This window comes from Micromonospora lupini (genome assembly GCF_026342015.1).
Taxonomy (GTDB): domain Bacteria; phylum Actinomycetota; class Actinomycetes; order Mycobacteriales; family Micromonosporaceae; genus Micromonospora; species Micromonospora lupini_B.
Genome location: NZ_JAPENL010000001.1, coordinates 3,071,681 through 3,091,519 on the forward strand (window position 1 = coordinate 3,071,681; position 19,839 = coordinate 3,091,519).

The following is a 19,839-nucleotide window of genomic DNA, read 5'->3' on the forward strand; positions in this document are numbered from 1 at the left end:
GCGCGGCCCTGGCACTGGCGGCGGCCGGGTCGTCCGGACCGCCGCCAGCGCCCGCGTCAGCGGCTGTCCGACCCGTTCGTCTCCACGACCGCCCGGCCGGCCTCCAGGCGTGCCACAGGCACCCGGAACGGCGAGCAGGACACGTAGTCCAGGCCGACCTCGTGGAAGAAGTGCACCGAGTCCGGGTCGCCGCCGTGCTCACCGCAGACACCGAGTTTCAGCCCGGGTCGGGCGGCCCGGCCCTCCTCGGCGGCGATCCGCACCAGCCGGCCGACACCGTCACGGTCGATCGACTCGAACGGCGAGATGCCGAAGATGCCCAGCTCCAGATAGCGCCAGAAGAACGCGCCCTCGACGTCGTCGCGGGAGAAACCCCAGCCCATCTGGGTCAGGTCGTTGGTGCCGAAGGAGAAGAACTGCGCCGCCTCGGCGATCTGGCCGGCTGTCAACGCCGCCCGGGGCACCTCGATCATCGTGCCGATCAGCACCTCGACAGCCTTCTCCCGGGTCACCTCCTCGATGATCTTTTCGGCCTCGGCGCGTACCGTCTCCAGCTCCTGCACCGCGCCGACCAGCGGGACCATGATCTCCGGCCTGGGGTCGCCGCCGCGTCGGGCGCACTCGACCGCGGCCTCGACGATGGCCCGGACCTGCATCGCGAACAGGCCGGGGATGACCAGGCCGAGGCGGACGCCGCGCAGGCCGAGCATCGGGTTCTCCTCGTGCATCCGCCGGACGGCGGCGAGCAGCGCCTCCTCCTTGGCCACGTCCTCGCCGCGTTCCTGGGCAACCGCGACGTTGACGGCGAGCTGCTCCAGCGGGGGCAGGAACTCGTGCAGCGGCGGGTCGATCAGCCGGACGGTGACCGGCAGCCCGTCCATCTCCCGGAAGATCTCCACGAAGTCGGCCCGCTGCAACGGCAACAGCGCCTCCAGCGCCGCCTCCCGCTCGTCCGCGGCGCGCGCCAGGATCAGCCGCTCGACCAGCTCCCGCCTGTCGCCGAGGAACATGTGCTCGGTGCGGCACAGCCCGATGCCCTCGGCGCCGAAGCGCCGGGCACGGGCCGCGTCCGCGCCGGTGTCGGCGTTCGTGCGGACCGCCAGCCGCCGCTTCCCGTCGGCGTGCGTCATGATCCGGTGTACGGCACGGACGAGCGCGTTGTCGATGTGCTCGGGGTCGAGGCTGCCCTCGAAGTACTGCACGACCTCCGAGGGCATGACCGGCACCTCACCGAGGTACACCTTGCCCGTGGTGCCGTCGACGGAGACGACATCGCCCTCGTTGACGGTCTGCCCGGCCACGGTGAACCGCTTCGCCGGCACGTTCACGTCGATCGCGTCGGCGCCGGACACGCAGGTCTTGCCCATGCCCCGGGCCACCACGGCGGCGTGGCTGGTCTTGCCGCCGCGCGAGGTGAGAATGCCCTTGGCGGCGATCATGCCGTTCAGGTCGTCCGGGTTGGTCTCCCGGCGGACCAGGATCACCGACTTCCCCTCGGCCGCCAGCTCGACGGCTCGGGCGGAGGTGAAGACCACAGTGCCGGACGCCGCGCCTGGTGACGCGCCGATGCCCGTGGCGACCGCCTCGAACTCGTGGTCGAGCTGGAAGCGGGGGAACATGAGCTGGGCGAGCTGCGCGCCGTTGACCCGGTGCAGCGCCTCGTCCAGGTCGATCAGGCCCTCGTCGACGAGCTGCCCGGCGATGACGAACGCGGCGGCGGCCGTGCGCTTGCCGACCCGGGTCTGCAACATCCACAGCTTGCCGCGCTCGATGGTGAACTCGATGTCGCACAGATCCCGGTAGTGCTCCTCAAGCCGGGCCATGATGCCGAGCAGCTCGTCGTAGGAGGACTTGTCGAGCTGCTCCAACTCCTGCAACGGCACGGTGTTGCGGATGCCGGCGACCACGTCCTCGCCCTGCGCGTTGGCCAGGTAGTCGCCGTAGATGCCCTGCGCGCCGCTGCCCGGGTCGCGGGTGAAGGCGACGCCGGTGCCCGAGTCGGGGCCCAGGTTGCCGAAGACCATTGTCACCACGTTGACCGCGGTGCCGAGGTCGGCGGGGATGCGCTCCTGGCGGCGATAGAGCACCGCGCGCTCGGCGTTCCACGACTCGAAGACCGCCCGGATGGCCAGGTCGAGCTGCTCACGCGGCTGCTGCGGGAACTCCCGACCGGTGTGCTTGGCGAAGATTTTCTTGTACGCGTCGACAAGCCCCCGCAGGTCGTCGGCGTCCAGATCCAGGTCGTTGTGGGTGCCCTTGGCGTTCTTGGCCTCGTCCAGGGCGTGCTCGAACTCCTCGCCCGGCACCTCGCAGACGGTCTTGCCGAACATCTGGATCAGCCGGCGGTACGAGTCCCAGGCGAACCTGTCGTTCTGACCTGCCTGCGCGGAGAGCCCGACCACGCTCTCGTCGTTGAGGCCGACGTTGAGGACGGTCTCCATCATGCCGGGCATGGAGAACTTGGCCCCGGAGCGGACGGACACCAGCAGTGGGTCCTGCGGGTCGCCGAGGCGCTTGCCCATCGCCCGTTCCAGCGCCTCCAGGTGCGTCTCGATCTGACCGGCGAGGCCGTCCGGCTCCCGCCCGGTCGCGAGGTACGCCTGGCAGGCCTCGGTGGTGATGGTGAAGCCGGGCGGGACGGGCAGGCCGAGGTTTGTCATCTCGGCGAGGTTGGCCCCCTTGCCGCCGAGCAGATCCTTGAGATCCTTGTTGCCCTCGGAGAAGTCGTAGACGTACTTGTGTTCGTCGGTCTCTTGCGCTGCCACCAGAGCCTCCCACGCGCGCCGGATTGACACTTAACGAAGGTTCAGGGCGAAGGTTAAGCGAAGATCGGGCGGCCTGGGACCGTTCGGTGACAATAGGCACAGCTATCACGACTATCCGCGTTCGTACCGGTTTTTGGGAACGCTTCCACGCGCACGATCACGCAATATCCCCGGTCCTCGTATTGTTGACGCCACTGGTTCTGCCGAAGCTCACTTTTGCCATATCCGACGCGAATAACCCCCTCCGGAGCCGTCGTCGTGTCATCCCTTCCGCTCTCCTCCCCCGCCCCCGAGCCGAGCACCGAGCCGACCGCCACCGAGCCGATCCCGACGGCCACCCCCGCCGACGCGGCCGCGCTTCCCACGCACCAGCCGGGGGCCGGCGACCTGGCCGTGCTCGCCGCGCGGGCGGCCGGCGACGACCTGCTCGCCCCAGCGGTACGCCTCGACACCGTCGTACCGGCGCCGGAGCGGGTCGAAGCGGACCCCAGCGCCACCTTCGTGCTCACCGGGGACACCGCCATCCGGGTCACCGCCCACCCGGGCGCCCGCGAGGTGGCCGACCACCTCGCCGAGCTGCTCCGGCCGGCAACCGGCTTCCCCCTGCCGATCGCCGACACCCTCGAGGTCGCGCCGACCGGCACGCTGACGCTCACCCTGGCCGCCACGCCCGCCAGCCCGGCCCCCGCACCCCCCGCCGACCTCGGCGCGGAGGGCTACCGGCTCGACGTGACAGGCACCGAGGTACGCGTCGTCGCCAGCACCGCGACAGGTCTCTTCTACGGCGTCCAGACGCTCCGGCAGCTACTCCCCGCCGCTGTGGAGAGCCCGACCCCGGTGACCACACGCTGGGCGCTGCCCGGTGGCACGATCCTCGACCGCCCCCGCTTCCCCTACCGGGGCGCGATGCTCGACGTGGCGCGGCACTTCTTCGCCGTCGAGGACGTCCTGCGGGTGATCGACCACCTCGCCCGCTACAAGCTCAACCACCTGCACCTGCACCTCACCGACGACCAGGGTTGGCGCATCGCCGTCGACTCCTGGCCGAAGCTGGCCACCGTCGGCGGGGCGAGCGAGGTCGGCGGTGGCCCCGGCGGCCACTACACCAAGGCTGACTACCGGCGGATCGTCTCCCACGCCGCCGCCCGCCACGTCACGCTGGTCCCGGAGATCGACCTTCCCGGCCACACCAACGCGGCGCTCGTCGCGTACCCCCAGCTCGCACCGGACAAGACCGCGCCGCCGCCGTACACAGGCACCGAGGTCGGCTTCAGCTACGTCGACCCGGCCGACGAGCAGACGTACGACTTCATCGCCGACGTGCTCGGCGAGGTGGCCGCCCTCACCCCCGGGCCGTGGCTGCACATCGGCGGCGACGAGGCGTTCAAGGTCAAGGGCGCGGTCTACACCGACTTCGTGGAGCGGGCGCAGCGGATCGTCGCCGAGACCGGCAAGGCAGTGGTGGGGTGGCACCAGCTCGCCCCGGCCGCACACCTCGACGGGCGCGTCCTGCAGTGGTGGGGTACCGACGCCGACGATCCCACCACTGCCGACGCGGTCCGGCGGGGCGCCCGACTGGTCCTCTCCCCCGGCAACCACGCCTACCTGGACATGAAGTACGCCGAGGACACCCCGATCGGGCACGACTGGGCCGGCCTGATCGACGTACGTCGGGCGTACGACTGGGATCCCGGCACGCACGTCGCCGGCGTGCCCACCACGGCCGTCCTCGGCGTGGAGGCCCCGCTGTGGACCGAATCGGTCACCTCGCTCACCGACGTCGAGTTCATGCTGTTTCCCCGACTGCCCGCCATCGCCGAGCTGGGCTGGTCGCCCCGGGCCGCACACGACTGGGCCGGGTTCCGGGAGCGCCTGGCCGGGCACGGCCCGCGCTGGTCCACGGCCGGCATCACCTTCCACCGCGCCCCCGAGATCCCCTGGCCGGCAACGCCCGCGATTCCCCGGCAGGACCGCGCACCCCAGCACGACCCGACAACCCCGTAGGTCCCCGCCAAAACGTGATCGAGGACTGGCCCCGACTGACCGCCAGGGACGTGAGTTTTTGTCCGGTATCAGAGTTTGCGTCCCGTGGTCGGTGCCACCCGGGCGGCGGAATCGTGGGCCCGGCGCGGTCGTTATACCTGGCATGCCGCCGCGACCCCCGGGCCGCGGCGCACGGCAGCCGCCGGGAACACCCGACCGGCCCCCACGGTTACACCCCCGCAGGGCCGAGCAGCACCACGTGCTGGCCCGTGCGGCCGTCGCCGGGAACACCCCGCCGGTCGCCACGGTTACACCCCCGCACCACCCGAGCACCGCGACCGTCGAGAGCCCGGCGGAATGACCCGCCGCCCCGCACGGTTACACGTTGTCCCGACGCCGGCCCCCTCGGGCCGCCGGGCAGAACCCCAGAACCTTCCCCCAGCACGCCGCGGCACCCCCGTCCCCCATGGGGTGTGCCGCGCACCCCCGATGCAGAGGAGCACGCCATCATGCGTACCGATCTGATTCGTAAGACCGCTCTGACCGCTGCTGGCCTGGCGTTCACCGGTGGCGCCATCGCCGGCCCGGTGACGACCGCGTTCGCCGCGCCGAGCACCGACAAGCCCACCACCCAGACCCAGACCGACCGTAAGCCGTCGGGTGAGCGTCAACTCGGCGTCCGCTACCAGGCGCAGCCGAACTTCTACTACTGCGGCCCCGCCGCGGCCCGTAACGCCCTGTCCGTGCAGGGCAAGGACATCAGCGTCGACGACATGGCCAAGGAGATGGGCACCACCGAGGCCGGCACCAACAGCATCAACGACATCACCCCGGTACTGAACAAGGAGACCGGCAAGGCCGACGCCTACCACTCCGTGGAGATCAGCAAGCCCGACGCCGACGCCACACAGACCGATACGCTGCGCGCCGACGTGGTCAAGACCGTCGACAACGGCCGGGCCGTGGTCGCCAACATCGCCGGCACCACCACCGACACCGACGGCGGCACCCACTCGTTCGAGGGCGGGCACTACATCAGCGTCGTGGGCTACCGCGACAACGGCACGATCGTGAGGATCGCCGACTCGGCCGACCCGAACACCGCCTCCTACGACGTCACCATCGAGCACCTCGCCGACTGGATCGCCACCCGCGGCTACGCCACCAGCTGACCCCGCGAACACACAAACCGACAGGGCCGGACCCCACCAGGGGTCCGGCCCTTTCGGCATGACGGGGTTGCCTGCTGTCCAGAGCACAGCAGGCAACCCGCCGACCGCGTCACGGGTCCTTTGGAGCTGATGTCGTAAACGAATCAGGGGATGGCCGACCGAGCCGCGAACGAAGCAGAGGATGGCCGGGCCGGGCCGCGAACGAAGCAGAGGATGGCCGGGCCGGGCCGCGAACGAAGCAGAGGATGGCCGGGCCGGGCCGGGCCGGGCCGGGCCGGGCCGGGTGATTCGTTCACGACATCAGCTCGACAGGTCGCCGAACTCACCTGCCGGCCCTGCGCCGAGGCCGGGTTCGGCAGGCATCTTCGCGGGGCATCTCTGCTCAGCCGACCAAGGGGCTCAGCCGCCGGAGTCGTCCATCTCGGCGCCCTCGGGGACGGTGTCGTCGTCCCGGCTGGCCAGCCAGCCGTCCGGGAGGAAGACCTTGCCCGGCGAGTTGGTACGCCCGCGCGGCTGACCCAGGGCGGCCACCGGGAAAGGCTCCGCCGGGTCGAGCTTGCCGAGCAGGTCGTCGAGCTGGGCCAGGCTCTCGATCATCGCCAGCGAGCGACGCAGTTCGCCACCGACCGGGAAGCCCTTCAGGTACCAGGCGACGTGCTTGCGGAAGTCGGTACAGCCGTCCCGCTCACCGCGGGCCGGGTTGCGGGCGCCGGCCACGAACTGGTCGACGAGCAGCTCGGCGTGCCGGCGCATGGTCACCGCCACCTCGCCGAGGGTGGGCAGGCGCCGCTCGGGCCGCCCGTTGAAGGCGGCCTCCAGATCGGCGAACAGCCACGGCCGGCCGAGGCAGCCGCGCCCGACGACCACGCCGTCGACCCCGGTGTGGGCGATCATCCGCAGCGCGTCGTCGGCTTCCCAGATGTCGCCGTTGCCGAGCACCGGCACGTCGAGGGCCTGCTTCAGCGTGGCGATCGCGTCCCAGTCGGCGGTGCCCGAGTAGCGCTGCGCGGCCGTCCGCCCGTGCAGGGCCACCGCGGCAACGCCGGCGTCCTGGGCGGCGAGCCCCGCTTCGACGTACGTCAGGTGGTCGTCATCGATGCCCTTGCGCATCTTCACGGTGACCGGCACCCCGGAGGGTGCGGCGGCGTCCACCGCGGCCCGCACCAGGCGGGCGAAGAGCCGGCGTCGCCACGGGAGCGCCGCACCGCCGCCGCGCCGGGTGACCTTGGGGACCGGGCAGCCGAAGTTGAGGTCGATGTGGTCGGCCAGGTCGCGCTCGACGACGATCCGCACGGCGGCGGCGGTGACCTCCGGGTCGGTGCCGTAGAGCTGGAGACTGCGCGGCTGCTCGTCGTCACCGAACGCGATCATGCGCAGCGTCTTCGGGTTGCGCTCGACAAGCGCCCGGGTCGTGATCATCTCGCAGACGTAGATGCCGCCGCCCTGCTCGCGGCAGAGCCGGCGAAACCCGACGTTGGTGATCCCGGCCATCGGCGCGAGCACCACCGGCGGCCACACCTGGTAGCCGCCCAGGGTCAACGGGCGTCCGGTCGCCACCGCAACATCAGTCACTCTCCGATTATAAGGAGAGGTTCCTCCACCTATGCCTGGCACACGGCGGGCGCCCGGGGCCGACCTAGCGAGCCACCCGTCGGGCGGTGCTGAATCCCGTCCCGCTCCGCCCCGTGCAGGTCTGGAGCACGAGGTCGTAGTGGCTCATCCAGGATGGCAGCGAGCCGCCCTTGCGCGGCTGCCACCGATGCCCGACCACCCGATAGGTACCCGTGCACGGCCCCGACCCGACCCGCACCACAGTCCCTGTCGCGAGGTCGTCCAGCCACGCCCAACCCATCGTGTCGTGCCCCGCCAGGAGGCACGTCGGCGACGTCGTCCAGGTGACCAGCGCTCCTCGGTCGACCGCGGTCTGCGAGTGGATCGCCGTGACGGGCGAGAGACGTGTCGTACCGGTCCCGGGGGACGCGACCGGCTTGCGAGCGCGCCGGGACGCGACAGGCGGCTCGGGCCTCTCCTGGGCGGCCTCGATCATCCCCTCGACGGACGACGTGACCATGGCGAGGGGACCGCTCGACCCGCGGGACGCCGACGCGTTCGGCAGCGGGCTGGCGTGGGCGGCAACCTCGGCGGGCGCAGGCCGGGCGGCGCTGTAGTGGGCCGAGGAGCCCGCAAGCGCCGGCAGGCCCGCGACAATCGACGCCGCAGCGGTCAAGCGGAGGACAGTAAATCGCTTCGCCAACGTCGTCTCACTTTCTTCCGACTGAGACCACGATATCGAAGAATGGCGTTGAATTGATTTCATCGGCCGCGACCCGCCGCCGGTCGACAATTGCCGACAACCGATTTCGTCTCGTGTCCCGTCCCTGGCCCGGAACCGAAAGTGCCTCCTCTCCACGGCGGTGGAGAGGAGGCACTTTCGCCATCGGGTCAGCAGCCGGGAAGGCGCTCGATCAGGTAACGCTCGACCTGGTCCAGGGAGACCCGCTCCTGGCCCATGGTGTCGCGGTTCCGCACCGTCACGGCGTTGTCGTCCAGAGTGTCGAAATCGACCGTGACGCAGAACGGGGTGCCGATCTCGTCCTGCCGGCGGTAGCGGCGGCCGATCGCCTGCGAGTCGTCGAACTCCACCACCCAGCGCTTGCGCAGCAGCGTCGCGAGGTCCTTCGCCTTGGGCGAGAGCGCCTCGTTGCGCGACAGCGGCAGCACCGCCACCTTCACCGGGGCCAGCCGCGGGTCGAACCGCATCACCGTGCGCTTGTCCACGCCGCCCTTGGTGTTGGGCGCCTCGTCCTCGTCGTACGCCTCCAGCAGGAAGGCGAGCACGGCGCGGGTCAGACCGGCGGCCGGCTCGATGACGTACGGCATCCAGCGCTCACTCTTGGTCTGGTCGAAGTACGACAGGTCGACGCCGGAGTGCTTGCTGTGCGTGGAGAGGTCGAAGTCGGTGCGGTTGGCGACACCCTCCAACTCGGCGAACTCGGTGCCGCCGAACTGGAAGCGGTACTCGATGTCGACAGTGCGCTTCGAGTAGTGCGAGAGCTTCTCCGCGGGGTGCTCGTAGAGGCGCAGATTGTCCGCCGACAGACCGAGGTCGAGATACCAGTTCCAGCGCTCCTGGAGCCAGTACTCGTGCCACTCCTCATCGGTGCCCGGCTCGACGAAGAACTCCATCTCCATCTGCTCGAACTCGCGGGTCCGGAAGATGAAATTGCCCGGGGTGATCTCGTTGCGGAACGACTTGCCGGTCTGCGCGATGCCGAACGGCGGCTTCTTGCGGGCGACCGTCTCGACGTTCTTGTAGTTGACGAAGATGCCCTGCGCGGTCTCCGGGCGCAGGTAGTGCAGCCCCTCGTCGCTCTCCACCGGGCCGAGGTAGGTCTTCATCAGGCCGTTGAACATCTTCGGCTCGGTGAAGGTGCCCTTGTTGCCGCAGTTGGGGCAGTTCAGCTCGGCGAGCGAGGCCGGCGCGTGGCCGTGCTTGGCCTCGTACGCCTCCTCCAGGTGGTCGGCCCGGAACCGCTTGTGGCAGAACTGGCACTCGGTGAGCGGGTCGACGAACTCGGCGATGTGGCCGGACGCCTCCCACACCTTGCGAGCCAGGATCACCGCGGAGTCGAGGCCGACGACGTCGTCGCGCTGCTGGACCATTGTCTTCCACCACTGCCGGCGGACGTTCTCCTTGAGCTCCACGCCGAGCGGACCGTAGTCCCACGCCGATCGGGTGCCTCCGTAGATCTCGCTGGAGGGGAAGACGAAGCCTCGGCGCTTGGCGAGGCTGACGACGGCGTCGATACGGTCGGCTGGCATGTTTCCTCCTACGCCGGCTGGCGGTCGGCGGGGGCGAGATGTGGATGGATCGGGTCGGTTCGGGACAACGGTACGACCACCGGCGTCCCGAGCCCAGCAGAATACCGGGGGGCGGGGTCAGCTCACCCCGCAGACCTCCATGCCGCCGGTCTGACCGTCCTGGCCCAGGCTGACCTGCTGGCGCTCCCGGCCACCCCCGTCGAGGGTCACGTCGACCGGGACGGTCAGGTTGTTGGTGTCCACCTCACCCACCCGGAACGCGGTGACCTGCGGCTCGGCGGCCGCCCGCCGCTCGAACTCGGGGCGGGACTCGCGCCGCTGCGCGTCGTCGCAGAGCTGGTCGTACGCCCGGCCGTAGTTCCGCTCGACGAGCGCCTGGTAGTAGTCGTCGGTGACCGTGCGGCCCTGCTCGCGGACCGCCTGCACGCCGCTCACGGCCAGGCCCACGACTGCCGTGCCTCCTCCGCCACAGCAGAGCAGCACGGCGAGGGCGCCGACGCCGAGGCCGATCCAGAGCCGTTTGCGACGACCCTCGGTGGGCGGCGCGGCGAACGGCGGAGCCACACCGGGACCGGGCGGCGGGGCGGGTGCGGTCATAGGAGCAGCGTAGTGTCCTGCCGCTCAGCGGTAAGGACCCGCAGCCCGATCACTCTCGGCGACCACCACGGCTCCCCCGGGTGCGGCGCTGGCCAGCGCCTCGTACGCGGACGGCTCGTCGACCGACTCGGCGAGCAACGGCACCGCGCTGACCTTTACCTCGAACGCGCCCAGCGCCCGCCGGTAGGTGCCTACCGACTCCCACTCGGTGACGAGTGACCAGTACCGGGGGTCGTCCAGGGCTCGGACCAGTTGGCCGCGCAGGTAGCCGGGGCAGGCGGCCAGCGCGGTGAGGGCGTTGTGCGCCCGTTCGGTGAAGCCGTCGGCGACATCGACGTCGACCACGAACCGGTTGGTCACCAGCACCTGGGGTTCCTCCTCGTAGAGTCTGTGGGATGCAGCGTACGCAGCGCCCTCTGCTGGCCCGGTTGGCCGGGGCTAACCCGACGTCGGTGTTCCTGCTCACCCTGGTGGTGGTGCTTGTGGCGTTCTTCACGCCGGGGGTGGTCGGCGGGCTGCTGACGCTGGCCCTCGCCGCCGTCCTGATCGCCCTGTTGGCGACCACCTGGCCGGTTCAGGCGCCGCAGACCCGGCTGATCCGGCTGCTGATGCTGACCCTGCTGGTCACGGTGGGTCTGGCGAAGCTGCTCTGACATGCAAGCATGCGTTTTTGACAATCATTGTCGTTACCACGGACAGTTGGGGACATGACCAACCGCACCACGTCCCGTGTCCTGGCCGCCGCGACCGCCCTGCTCGCCCTGAGCGCCGGTGCCGGCTGCTCCACCGGCGGCGCCGCCGGCGCCGACCCCCAACGGGTCGACGTGGTTGCCGCGTTCTACCCCCTCCAGTTCCTCGCCGAGCGCGTCGGCGGTGACGCGGTCCGCGTGACGAACCTGGCCAAGCCCGGCGCCGAGCCGCACGACCTGGAGCTGAGCCCGAGCCAGGTCGGTCAGGTCACCGAGGCCGAAATGATCGTCTACCTCAAGGGCTTCCAGCCTGCGGTGGACGAGGCGGTCGCGCAGGACGACGATGACCGGGTGTTCGACGTGGCAAGCGTGCAGCCGCTGTTGGACGCGAGCGCCGGTGGCCACAACCACCAGGGCGAGGAGGAGCAGGGCGAGGAGCAGCACGGGCACGCCAAGGACCCGCACGTCTGGCTCGACCCGACCCGCCTCGCCGACATCGGCGACCAGCTCGCCAAGCGTCTCGGCACTGTCGATCCGGCCCACGCCGCCGACTACACCGCCCGCGCCACGGCGCTGCGCGCCGACCTCACGACCCTCGACGGCGAGTTCACCCAGGGCCTGGCGACCTGCCAGCGGCGGGAGATCGTGACCAGCCACGCCGCGTTCGGCTACCTGGCCGACCGCTACCGGCTCGACCAGGTCGGCATCACCGGGCTGACCCCCGACGTCGAGCCCTCGCCACAGCGGCTCGCACAGGTCATCGAGAAGGCCAAGGAGCACCGGGCCAGCACGATCTTCTTCGAGTCGCTTGTCAGCCCGAAGGTCGCCGAGACCATCGCCGGTCAGGTCGGCGCGAAGACCGCGGTGCTCGACCCGATCGAAGGGCTCGCCGCGGGCAGCGGCTCGGACTACCTTTCGGTGATGCGTACCAACCTGCAGACCCTGCGGACGGCGTTGAGCTGCTCGTGAGCGCCCCCGTCATCACCGTCGAGCACGGCGCGGTCGGCTACGACGGCCGCCCGGTGCTCCGGGACGTCTCGCTCACCGTGACCGCCGGGGAGGTGGTCGCGGTGCTCGGGGCAAACGGCTCCGGCAAGTCCACGCTGATCCGCGCGATCCTCGGCCTCGTGCCGCTCGGCGCCGGCTCGATCACCCTCTTCGACAGGCCGTTGCGCCAGTTCCGCCAGTGGCAGCGCATCGGGTACGTCCCGCAGCGTCTCGGCGCCGGCGGAGGCGTGCCCGCCACGGTCCGCGAGGTGGTGGCCTCCGGCCGGCTGGCCCGCCGGGGCGTACTCCGTCCACCAGGCGCCGCCGACCGGGCCGCAGTCGACTCGGCCCTGCGCGCGGTCGGGCTCGCCGACCGGGGCAGCGACCCGGTGGCCACCCTCTCCGGCGGTCAGCAGCAGCGCACCCTGATCGCCCGCGCGCTGGCCGGCCAGCCGGAGCTGCTGATCCTCGACGAGCCCACAGCCGGGGTCGACGCGGCCAGCCAGGAGGCGTTCGCGGGCGCGCTGCGCGACTTCGTCGCCGACGGCGGGACGGTGCTGCTGGTGGCACACGAGCTGGGCCCGCTGCGACCGGTGATCACCCGGGCGGTCGTCGTCCACCAGGGCGGCATCTGTCACGACGGCGCGGTTCCGGACCCGGCCGGCCACCACGCGGAGCCCGACCACGACCACGTGCACCCGCACGGTCCCGACGAGCCCGCCGGGCTGTGGAGCAACTGAGAAATGGAACTCTTCCAGTACCCCTACATGCAGCGCGCCCTGATCGGCGCGTTGGTGATCGGCCTGGCCGCTCCGGCGCTCGGCATCTATCTGGTGCAGCGCCGACTGACGCTCATCGGCGACGGCATCGGGCACGTGGCGTTGACAGGCGTCGGCGCCGGCCTGCTCCTCAACCGCTCGCCGGTGCTGGTGGCGGTGATCGTCGCCACGGTCGGCGCGATCGCCATCGAGGTCGTCCGCGCTCGTGGGCGGACCTCCGGCGACCTGGCCCTGGCACTGCTCTTCTACGGCGGCATCGCCGGCGGCGTCCTACTGGTCGGCCTGTCGGACGCGACGAGCGCCAACCTCAACGCCTACCTGTTCGGGTCGCTGCTCTCCACCTCGACCAGCGACCTGATCACCGTCGGAGTGCTCGGTGCGGCGATCCTGATCACCATGATCGTGCTGCGGCCGGCGCTCTTCGCGATCAGCCACGACGAGGAGTACGCACGCGTCTCCGGCCTGCCGGTGCGCACCCTCAACCTGCTGATCGCGGTCACCACCGCGGTCACTGTGACAATCGCGATGCGGGCCGTCGGGGTGCTGCTCATCAGCGCGCTGATGGTCGTTCCGGTGGCCACCGCCCAGCAGATCACCCGGGGCTTCCGCAGCACGATGACCGCCGCCATGGCGCTCGGGTTCTTCGCCGCCGGCTCCGGTGTCTGGGTGGCGGCCACCGCCGACACCCCGCCCGGCGCCTCGGTGGTGCTGCTGGCGATCGCCTCCTTCCTGGTGGTGGCCGTGGCCGGCGCGATCTGGCGGGCCGTACGCCGTCGCACCGCGCAGGCCCCCGTGCCGGTGCCGGAACCGCACGAGGTCGTACTCGACCGAGGCTGATCGGCGGATGTCGGTGGTATTGGTTACCGTTGCAAGATGACCAGCGCAACGGGCTACGAGGGGTTCGACGGAGCCAGCGAGCTGCTCCGGGCCCTGTCGGCGCCCATCCGGCTGGCCATCGTCAGCGAGCTGGCCGGCGGCGAGCGGTGCGTGCACGAGCTGGTGGAGAAGCTGGGCGCCGCACAACCGCTGGTGTCCCAGCACCTGCGGGTGCTGCGCGGGGCGGGCGTGGTGCGCGGTTCCCGCCGGGGCCGGGAGATCGCCTACAGCCTCGTCGACGAGCACGTCGCGCACATCGTGGCGGACGCGGTCAGCCACGCCGGGGAGGGGTCATGAGCGAGAGCGGCGCCGCAGTGCGCAACACCCGGCAGCGCTCGGCGGTGAGCGCGCTGCTGGGCGAGATGGAGGGCTTCCACAGCGCCCAGGACCTGCACGCGATGCTCCGGCAGCGCGGTGAGCGGGTCGGCCTCACGACTGTCTACCGCACCCTCCAGGGGCTTGCCGACGCGGGCGAGATCGACGTGATGCGCCCGCCGGGCGGCGAGCACCTCTACCGCCGGTGCAGCGAGGGGCACCACCACCACCTGGTCTGTCGGGCCTGCGGGCGTACGGTCGAGGTCGCCGGCCCCGCGGTGGAGAGCTGGGCAGACCGGGTCGCCGCGCAGCACGGCTACGCCGACGTCAGCCACACCCTGGAGATCTTCGGCACCTGCCCGGCCTGCGTCCACTGAAACCCGCCGCCGGCCTCTCCGACCACCGATCGACGGGTGCCGGGGCGGAGCCGTTCGTGGCACGCTGTCCGGCGTGAAGATCTACGCCGATCGGTTTCCGACCGCCGTCCGCCAGTTGCTCACCGACCTGCTCGTCGTCGCCTGGGTGTACGTCGCGATCCGCGCCGCGCTCTGGCTGCACGATCTGGTGCAGAAGCTCGCCGTACCCGGGCAGAAGCTGGAGGGCGCCGGCAGTGGCCTCGCCGACAACCTCGCCGACGCCGGTGGCAAGGTCCGCCGGGTGCCGTTGGTCGGTGACGAGCTGACCGCGCCCTTCCAGCGGGCCGCCGACGCCGCCCGAGGGCTCGCCGACGCCGGCCGCGACCAGCAGCACCTGGTCGACCAGCTCGCCCTCGCCCTCACCATCGCGGTGCTGATCTTCCCGCTCGGCCTGGTGCTGTTCGGTTGGCTGCCGCTGCGGCTGCGCTGGATGCGCCGGGCCGGATCGGCCGCGAAGCTCGCCGCCGGGCCGGCCGGACGGGACCTGCTCGCCCTGCGCGCGCTCGCCACCCAGCCGCTGGGCCGACTGACCCGGATCGCGCCGGACGTCGCCGAGGCGTGGCGACGCGGCGACGACGCGACAGTCGACGCGCTGGCCGCCCTGGAGCTGCGCCAACTCGGCCTACGCAGCCGGGGCCGTTAGGGTCTTCGGGTGTTCTACTTCCTGATCGTCATCGCCGTGCTGCTGCTCGGCTACGCCGCCGTCCTGGTCTCCTTCGTCCGCAGGGGCAAGAAGATCCCGCCCGCGGCGTACCTGGGCCTGGCGGTGCTCAACGGCCTGATCCTGGCGGCGGTGCTGGCCTGGGCGGTCTCCCGCTGACCCCTGCCGCGGGCAGCCGGCGACGCTCCGGCCGGGCGACCCGACAGCCGGGCGCCCCGACAGCCGGGCGACCCGAGGGGCCGGGCGGCTTGCGTCACGGCTTCGGCGGGATGCGGCGGCGGACGTCCTCGGCGGTGGACGGGCCGGGCGACCAGCGGGCCACCCACGGCAACTCGTCTGACGGGGTGATGACGCCCTCCTCCAGCCCCGCGTAGCGCCCGGCGAGGATCCGCTTGGCGGCGGCGGTGTCGACGGAGTCGGTGTTGTCCCAGAGTGCGGCGAACAGCGCGTCCACCCGGACCCGGGCCTGCCGGCAGAACAGGTCCGCCAGCTCGACGTTCTCCGGCCGGGTGTCGCGCTCGGCGGACGCCCGGACACAGACGGCGGACATCGCGAACAGCTCCGCGCCGATGTCCACCACACGACCGAGGAACGCCTGCTTGCGCTCCATCTTTCCCTGCCAGCGGGACATCGCGTAGAACGTCGACCGGGCCAGCTTGCGCGACGACCGTTCCACCTGCCGCAGGTGCGCGGCCAGGGGGCCGAACTCGGCGTACGCCGATGGGCTCTGGCCCCTGCCGACCGCGAGGGTGGGCAGCCACCTCGCGTAGAACGCGCCCGCTCGTGCTCCGGCGCGCGCCTTGCGGCCGAGCCCGGCGTCCGGGTCGATGATGTCGCCGGCCACCGACAGGTGGGCGTCGACCGCCTCCCGGGCGATCAGCAGATGCATGATCTCGGTCGAGCCCTCGAAGATCCGGTTGATCCGCAGGTCGCGGAGCACCTGCTCGACGTTGGCCGGGCGTTCTCCGCGGGCGGCCAGCGAGTCTGCCGTCTCGTAGCCGCGACCGCCCCGGATCTGGATCAGCTCGTCGGCGATTTTCCAGGCCATCTCGCTGGCGTACAGCTTGACCAGCGCCGCCTCGATCCGGATGTCGTTGCGGTCGTCGTCGGCGAGCAGGCAGCACAGGTCGAGCATGGTCTCCATGCCGTACGTGGTGGCGGCGATGAAGGAGAGCTTCTGGGCGACCGCCTCGTGCTCGCCCACCGGCCGGCCCCACTGGACCCGGTCGGCGGCCCACCCCCGGGCCACGTTCAACGACCACTTGCCGGCGCCCACGCACATGGCCGGCAGCGAGAGCCGACCGGTGTTCAACGTGGTCAGGGCGATCTTGAGACCCCTGCCCTCGCCGCCGATGACGTTCTCCGCAGGTACGAACACGTCGTGGAACCGGGTCAGGCTGTTTTCCAGGCCGCGGAGGCCGACGAACTCGTTGCGCCGTTCCACAGTGATGCCCGCGCTGTCGCCGTCCACCACGAACGCGGTGATCCCTCCACGCCGGCCCTCGGCGGCCGGCACCCGGGCCATCACCACCAGCAGGGTGGCGACGATGCCGTTGGTGGCCCAGAGCTTCACCCCGTTGAGCCGGTAGCCGGCGCCGTCCTCGGTCGGCTCGGCGGTGGTGGCGAGCCGGGCCGGGTCGGAGCCCACGTCCGGCTCGGTGAGCAGGAACGCCGAGACCTCGCCCGCGGCGAGCCGGGGCAGGAAGCGCTGTTTCTGCTCGGCGGTGCCGAACATCTTCAGCGGCTGTGGCACCCCGATCGACTGGTGGGCCGAGAGCAACGCGCCGATCGCCGGGCTGACCGAGCCGGCCAGCATCAGCGCCCGGCAGTAGTGCAGGTTGCTCAGCCCGAGGCCGCCGTACTTCCGGTCGATCTTCATGCCGAACGCGCCGAGGTCGGCCAGGCCGTGGAACACCGAGTCCGGAATGGAGGCGTCCCGCTCGATGGCGGCGCCGTCCACCTCGGAGGTGAGGAACGCGCGGAACCGGCCGAGGAACTCCTCGCCCCGCGCCACGTCGTCGGGGTCGGAGCGCGGCCACGGGTCGATGAGGTCGAGCCGGAACCGCCCGAGGAACAACTCCTTGCCGAAACTGGGTCGGTCCCAGGTGGACTCCCGGGCGGCCTCGGCGACCTGCCGGGCCTCCTTCTCGGAGACCTGCCCGGCCTCGGCGGGCAACGGGGCCGCGCCGCCTGCGGTGTCGGGTGCGGATTCGGAGTCGGGGCCGTCCGGTGCCGGTCGGCCGTTCTGCGTCGTGGTCACGGCTGCCCCCTCGAAGCTCGGTGCGGCTGCGGCTGTTGCGCGTCCCCGGCGTCCCGGCTGGACCCGCCCGGACCGCGTCGACATGCGCGACTACCGCCACGCTACCCCCGGTTGTTACCCAGGGGTAGCGCTGCGTGCGGATCGACGTGCTCAGCGACCTCCGACCGCATCCGGGTCGTCGTCCTCGTCGTCGATGTCGTCGTCACCCCAGTTACGCCTGGCGAACGGCAGGATCACCCAGAACGCGAGGAACCAGAGCCCGGCCACCGCGCTGAGCACGAACGCGATCGGCCGGTCCAGCACGAAATCGGTGATCAGCAGCACCGCGCTGATCACCGCGATCAGCATGAAGGCGAGACCGCCGGTGGCCATCCGGTGCGCGAACCGCACCAGCTCCGGCTTGCGACCCTGGCGGAACAGCGCCCGGTGGAACGCCACCGGCGAGATGATCAGCGCGGTGGCGGCGGCCGCGGCGAGCAGCGCGACGATGTAGACGTCGCGCTGGAACTCGCTGGTCCGGGTGAACCCGTTGCTGAACGGCAGGGTGAGCAGGAAGGCGAAGAGGATCTGCACGCCGGTCTGTGCGACGCGCAGCTCCTGCAACAGGTCGGCGAAGTTGCGCTGCCAGCGCTGCTTCTCGGTCTCCTTGGACACGCGCTACCTCCGGAAAGACGCTACTGCCGGCGGTCCCGGCCGCCGGCAGCAACGCCAATGCCCCACCCGGCCGAGCGCGAAACAGGTTCACGACACGTCCCGGCCATCTCCCGGTAGCCCGCCGGTCATCTCCCGGTCGCCTGGCCGGTCACCTCCCGGTCGCCGCGCCGCCGGCCGCCCGGTCACCGCGCCGAGGGCACCGCGACGCCCGTAGCCCGTCACCCGTCACCCGGTGCTCGGTGTCAGGAGCCGCGGCGGATCCGGCCGGCGTACCGGGCCTCCAGTGCCGTGTTGTGCGCGTCGCCGTCCGGGATGTTCGCCGACAGGTAGACCGGAGGCCGCTCCCCCGCCGCCAGCAACCGGGCGACCACCTCGACGGTGACCTGCTGCGCCAGCAGCGCGGCGGTGATCGACGAGACCGCGCCGACCGCGCCGCCGCCGGGCAGCGGCAGCGTCGCGTCGCCGTACGGCGCGCCGTTGTCGAGCACCACGTCGGCGAGGTCGGCCAGCTTGCGCCCGGACGGGTGGCGGGACGTCATGCGGCCGGAGTGCTGCGCCGAGGTGATCGCCACCAGAGGGTGACCATGCTCCTTGACAAGCGTGGCGAACTCGACCATCGCGCCGTTGACCCCGGAGTTCGAGGCGAGCACGAAGACGTCGGCGGGCCGTACGGGGGCCAACTCCCACAGCCGGTGCGCCACCGCCGGATCCCGCTCCAGCAGCGGCCCGAGACGCTCGGCCGGTTCGCCGCCGAGCAGCACCAGGTCACGCAGCGCGATCCGGTTGGTGGGCACCAGACCACCCGCCCGACCAGCGATCTCCATGGCGAGGGCCTCCGAGTGCCCGGTGCCGAAGGCGTGCACCACCCCGTCGGCACGCACCGCTTCGGCGATCAGGTCGGCCGCCCGCCCCACCGCCTCCCGCTGGCTGGCGGACACCCGGCCGATCGTCTCGGTCACCACGGCCAGGTAGTCCTCGGCGCTCACACTCATGCGTCCTCCGTCGTCCGGTTGCGGGCCATCCACCGCTCCGCGAAGTCGACAGCCGCCCGCTGGCGTACCAACCTCCCCGTTCCGGCGCCCACCGCGCCGGAGCGCACCGCCCCGGTGGCCTCCAGGTCCCCGCCCAACGCGCCGAAGTCGCTCGCGTCGAGCCGGACGTCCTGCCACCACACCCACTCGCGGCCACCGTCGGCCGTGCGCACCGCCGCGCCCAGACGCTCGCGGACCAGCGCGGGGCGGCGGTACTCGGCCAGGTGCAGCGAGGTGTTGACGCTGTGGTCCACCCCGAGCAGCAGCACGTCGGCGTCCAGGTCGTAGAGCCGGGCCAGCGGAGACCTCTCGCCCAGCATGTCGGCCAGGCCGTGCCCGGTGACCACCTGCTCGGCCGTCGGCCCGAGCGCGGCGAACGACACGTGGGGATGCCCGCTGCGCTGCGCGGCGGGCCAGCAGCGGACCGTCTCGGCGAACACGCCCATGTGCCGGCTCGGCGTGACCGCCGGGTCGAAGCCCGGCATCTCGGCGCGGATCAGCGGCCACCAGTCCACGGGAACCGGCGGATTGCGCCACTGGGCCGGGTCACTGTTGTCGGGAGTGTGGGTGGGCACCACTATCGTTCCGTCCGGGCCGAGCGCGTCGCGCACGGCGAGCACCAGCGCCTGCGGCCCACCGCAGACGAAGCCGAGCGGGCGCATCCCGGCGTGCACCAGCAATGTCGAACCGGGGCGTACACCCAGCAGGCGCAACTGCGCGGCGATCGAGCGACGGGTGCCCAGCCCGCCGGCGGGCGTCGTCACGACGCTCGTCCGCGCGGCGCGCTTCGGCTCGGCGCTCGTCCGGCCGGCGCCGCTCCGCCCGGCACCCG

General features: G+C 71.6%; 20 protein-coding genes. 10 read left to right on the plus strand and 10 right to left on the minus strand.

The genetic code is table 11. From position 1 onward, the window contains the following. Positions 1–56 precede the first annotated feature (56 nt). Positions 57–2,765, minus strand: a complete 2,709-nt coding sequence (gene ppdK / locus OOJ91_RS14235; RefSeq protein ID WP_266245080.1) for a pyruvate, phosphate dikinase — start codon at positions 2,763–2,765, stop codon at positions 57–59. A gap of 258 nt (positions 2,766–3,023) precedes the next feature. Between ppdK and OOJ91_RS14240 the strand changes: the two genes are divergently transcribed. Both OOJ91_RS14240 and OOJ91_RS14245 read left to right on the plus strand, forming a co-directional pair. After that, positions 3,024–4,769 carry a beta-N-acetylhexosaminidase gene (locus OOJ91_RS14240; protein WP_266245081.1) on the plus strand — a complete coding sequence of 582 codons (1,746 nt, stop codon included), beginning with the start codon at positions 3,024–3,026 and terminating at the stop codon, positions 4,767–4,769. 488 nt (positions 4,770–5,257) lie between these two features. Continuing rightward, entirely contained in the window at positions 5,258–5,920 is a 663-nt protein-coding gene (locus OOJ91_RS14245; protein WP_266245083.1) for a C39 family peptidase, read from the plus strand. Positions 5,921–6,319: 399 nt separating this feature from the next. Here OOJ91_RS14245 and dusB read toward each other — a convergent pair whose 3' ends face one another. From dusB to OOJ91_RS14270, 5 genes are all read right to left on the minus strand, one after another. Further along, positions 6,320–7,492, minus strand: coding sequence for a tRNA dihydrouridine synthase DusB (dusB, locus tag OOJ91_RS14250; RefSeq protein WP_266245084.1), 1,173 nt, complete (start codon positions 7,490–7,492; stop codon positions 6,320–6,322). A 64-nt stretch (positions 7,493–7,556) separates the two neighbouring features. Continuing rightward, positions 7,557–8,147 (minus strand): hypothetical protein, encoded by a 591-nt coding sequence (locus tag OOJ91_RS14255; RefSeq protein ID WP_266245085.1) that lies wholly within the window; start codon positions 8,145–8,147, stop codon positions 7,557–7,559. Between the two features lie 215 nt (positions 8,148–8,362). Beyond that, a complete protein-coding gene (locus tag OOJ91_RS14260) occupies positions 8,363–9,742 on the minus strand; it encodes a glycine--tRNA ligase (protein WP_266245086.1) in 1,380 nt (459 codons plus the stop codon). 117 nt (positions 9,743–9,859) lie between these two features. Next, a complete protein-coding gene (locus OOJ91_RS14265) occupies positions 9,860–10,339 on the minus strand; it encodes a hypothetical protein (RefSeq protein ID WP_266245087.1) in 480 nt (159 codons plus the stop codon). A 24-nt stretch (positions 10,340–10,363) separates the two neighbouring features. Next, positions 10,364–10,705 (minus strand): antibiotic biosynthesis monooxygenase family protein, encoded by a 342-nt coding sequence (locus OOJ91_RS14270; protein WP_266245088.1) that lies wholly within the window; start codon positions 10,703–10,705, stop codon positions 10,364–10,366. Positions 10,706–10,734: 29 nt separating this feature from the next. Between OOJ91_RS14270 and OOJ91_RS14275 the strand changes: the two genes are divergently transcribed. From OOJ91_RS14275 to OOJ91_RS14310, 8 genes are all read left to right on the plus strand, one after another. After that, on the plus strand, positions 10,735–10,992 hold the full coding sequence (locus tag OOJ91_RS14275) for a hypothetical protein (RefSeq protein WP_266245089.1): 258 nt from the start codon (positions 10,735–10,737) through the stop codon (positions 10,990–10,992). Positions 10,993–11,046: 54 nt separating this feature from the next. Continuing rightward, positions 11,047–11,997 carry a metal ABC transporter substrate-binding protein gene (locus OOJ91_RS14280; protein ID WP_266245090.1) on the plus strand — a complete coding sequence of 317 codons (951 nt, stop codon included), beginning with the start codon at positions 11,047–11,049 and terminating at the stop codon, positions 11,995–11,997. After that, positions 11,994–12,755: a metal ABC transporter ATP-binding protein gene (locus OOJ91_RS14285; RefSeq protein WP_266245091.1), complete on the plus strand. Its 762-nt coding sequence runs from the start codon at positions 11,994–11,996 to the stop codon at positions 12,753–12,755. Before OOJ91_RS14280 ends, OOJ91_RS14285 begins: the two co-directional genes overlap by 4 nt. Positions 12,756–12,758: 3 nt before the next feature. Next, positions 12,759–13,631 (plus strand): metal ABC transporter permease, encoded by an 873-nt coding sequence (locus OOJ91_RS14290; RefSeq protein WP_266245092.1) that lies wholly within the window; start codon positions 12,759–12,761, stop codon positions 13,629–13,631. A gap of 36 nt (positions 13,632–13,667) precedes the next feature. Next, positions 13,668–13,967, plus strand: coding sequence for an ArsR/SmtB family transcription factor (locus OOJ91_RS14295; protein WP_007463903.1), 300 nt, complete (start codon positions 13,668–13,670; stop codon positions 13,965–13,967). Next, positions 13,964–14,362, plus strand: coding sequence for a Fur family transcriptional regulator (locus OOJ91_RS14300; protein ID WP_007463905.1), 399 nt, complete (start codon positions 13,964–13,966; stop codon positions 14,360–14,362). Before OOJ91_RS14295 ends, OOJ91_RS14300 begins: the two co-directional genes overlap by 4 nt. Before the next feature lie 73 nt (positions 14,363–14,435). Then, a complete protein-coding gene (locus OOJ91_RS14305; RefSeq protein WP_266245094.1) occupies positions 14,436–15,044 on the plus strand; it encodes a hypothetical protein in 609 nt (202 codons plus the stop codon). Between the two features lie 9 nt (positions 15,045–15,053). Further along, entirely contained in the window at positions 15,054–15,221 is a 168-nt protein-coding gene (locus tag OOJ91_RS14310; protein ID WP_266245095.1) for a hypothetical protein, read from the plus strand. Positions 15,222–15,315: 94 nt separating this feature from the next. Here the strand turns inward: OOJ91_RS14310 and OOJ91_RS14315 are convergent, their stop codons facing one another. The 4 genes from OOJ91_RS14315 to OOJ91_RS14330 form a co-directional block, all read right to left on the minus strand. Next, on the minus strand, positions 15,316–17,322 hold the full coding sequence (locus OOJ91_RS14315; protein WP_266245096.1) for an acyl-CoA dehydrogenase family protein: 2,007 nt from the start codon (positions 17,320–17,322) through the stop codon (positions 15,316–15,318). 150 nt (positions 17,323–17,472) lie between these two features. Next, a complete protein-coding gene (locus OOJ91_RS14320) occupies positions 17,473–17,976 on the minus strand; it encodes a DUF6328 family protein (protein ID WP_266245097.1) in 504 nt (167 codons plus the stop codon). 242 nt (positions 17,977–18,218) lie between these two features. Next, entirely contained in the window at positions 18,219–18,968 is a 750-nt protein-coding gene (locus tag OOJ91_RS14325; RefSeq protein WP_266245099.1) for an SIS domain-containing protein, read from the minus strand. After that, complete coding sequence (locus tag OOJ91_RS14330) at positions 18,965–19,771, minus strand: aminoglycoside N(3)-acetyltransferase (RefSeq protein WP_266245100.1); 807 nt, start codon at positions 19,769–19,771, stop codon at positions 18,965–18,967. Before OOJ91_RS14330 ends, OOJ91_RS14325 begins: the two co-directional genes overlap by 4 nt. Positions 19,772–19,839 lie beyond the last annotated feature (68 nt).

Bases quoted from the DNA above. Each gene is read 5' to 3' on its own strand.
- OOJ91_RS14260 (WP_266245086.1), bottom strand. From the start codon at position 9,742: ATGCCAGCCGACCGTATCGACGCCGTCGTCAGCCTCGCCAAGCGCCGA.
- OOJ91_RS14275 (WP_266245089.1), top strand. From the start codon at position 10,735: ATGCAGCGTACGCAGCGCCCTCTGCTGGCCCGGTTGGCCGGGGCTAAC.
- OOJ91_RS14325 (WP_266245099.1), bottom strand. From the start codon at position 18,968: ATGAGTGTGAGCGCCGAGGACTACCTGGCCGTGGTGACCGAGACGATC.
- OOJ91_RS14280 (WP_266245090.1), top strand. From the start codon at position 11,047: ATGACCAACCGCACCACGTCCCGTGTCCTGGCCGCCGCGACCGCCCTG.
- OOJ91_RS14245 (WP_266245083.1), top strand. From the start codon at position 5,258: ATGCGTACCGATCTGATTCGTAAGACCGCTCTGACCGCTGCTGGCCTG.
- OOJ91_RS14265 (WP_266245087.1), bottom strand. From the start codon at position 10,339: ATGACCGCACCCGCCCCGCCGCCCGGTCCCGGTGTGGCTCCGCCGTTC.
- OOJ91_RS14300 (WP_007463905.1), top strand. From the start codon at position 13,964: ATGAGCGAGAGCGGCGCCGCAGTGCGCAACACCCGGCAGCGCTCGGCG.
- OOJ91_RS14295 (WP_007463903.1), top strand. From the start codon at position 13,668: ATGACCAGCGCAACGGGCTACGAGGGGTTCGACGGAGCCAGCGAGCTG.
- OOJ91_RS14290 (WP_266245092.1), top strand. From the start codon at position 12,759: ATGGAACTCTTCCAGTACCCCTACATGCAGCGCGCCCTGATCGGCGCG.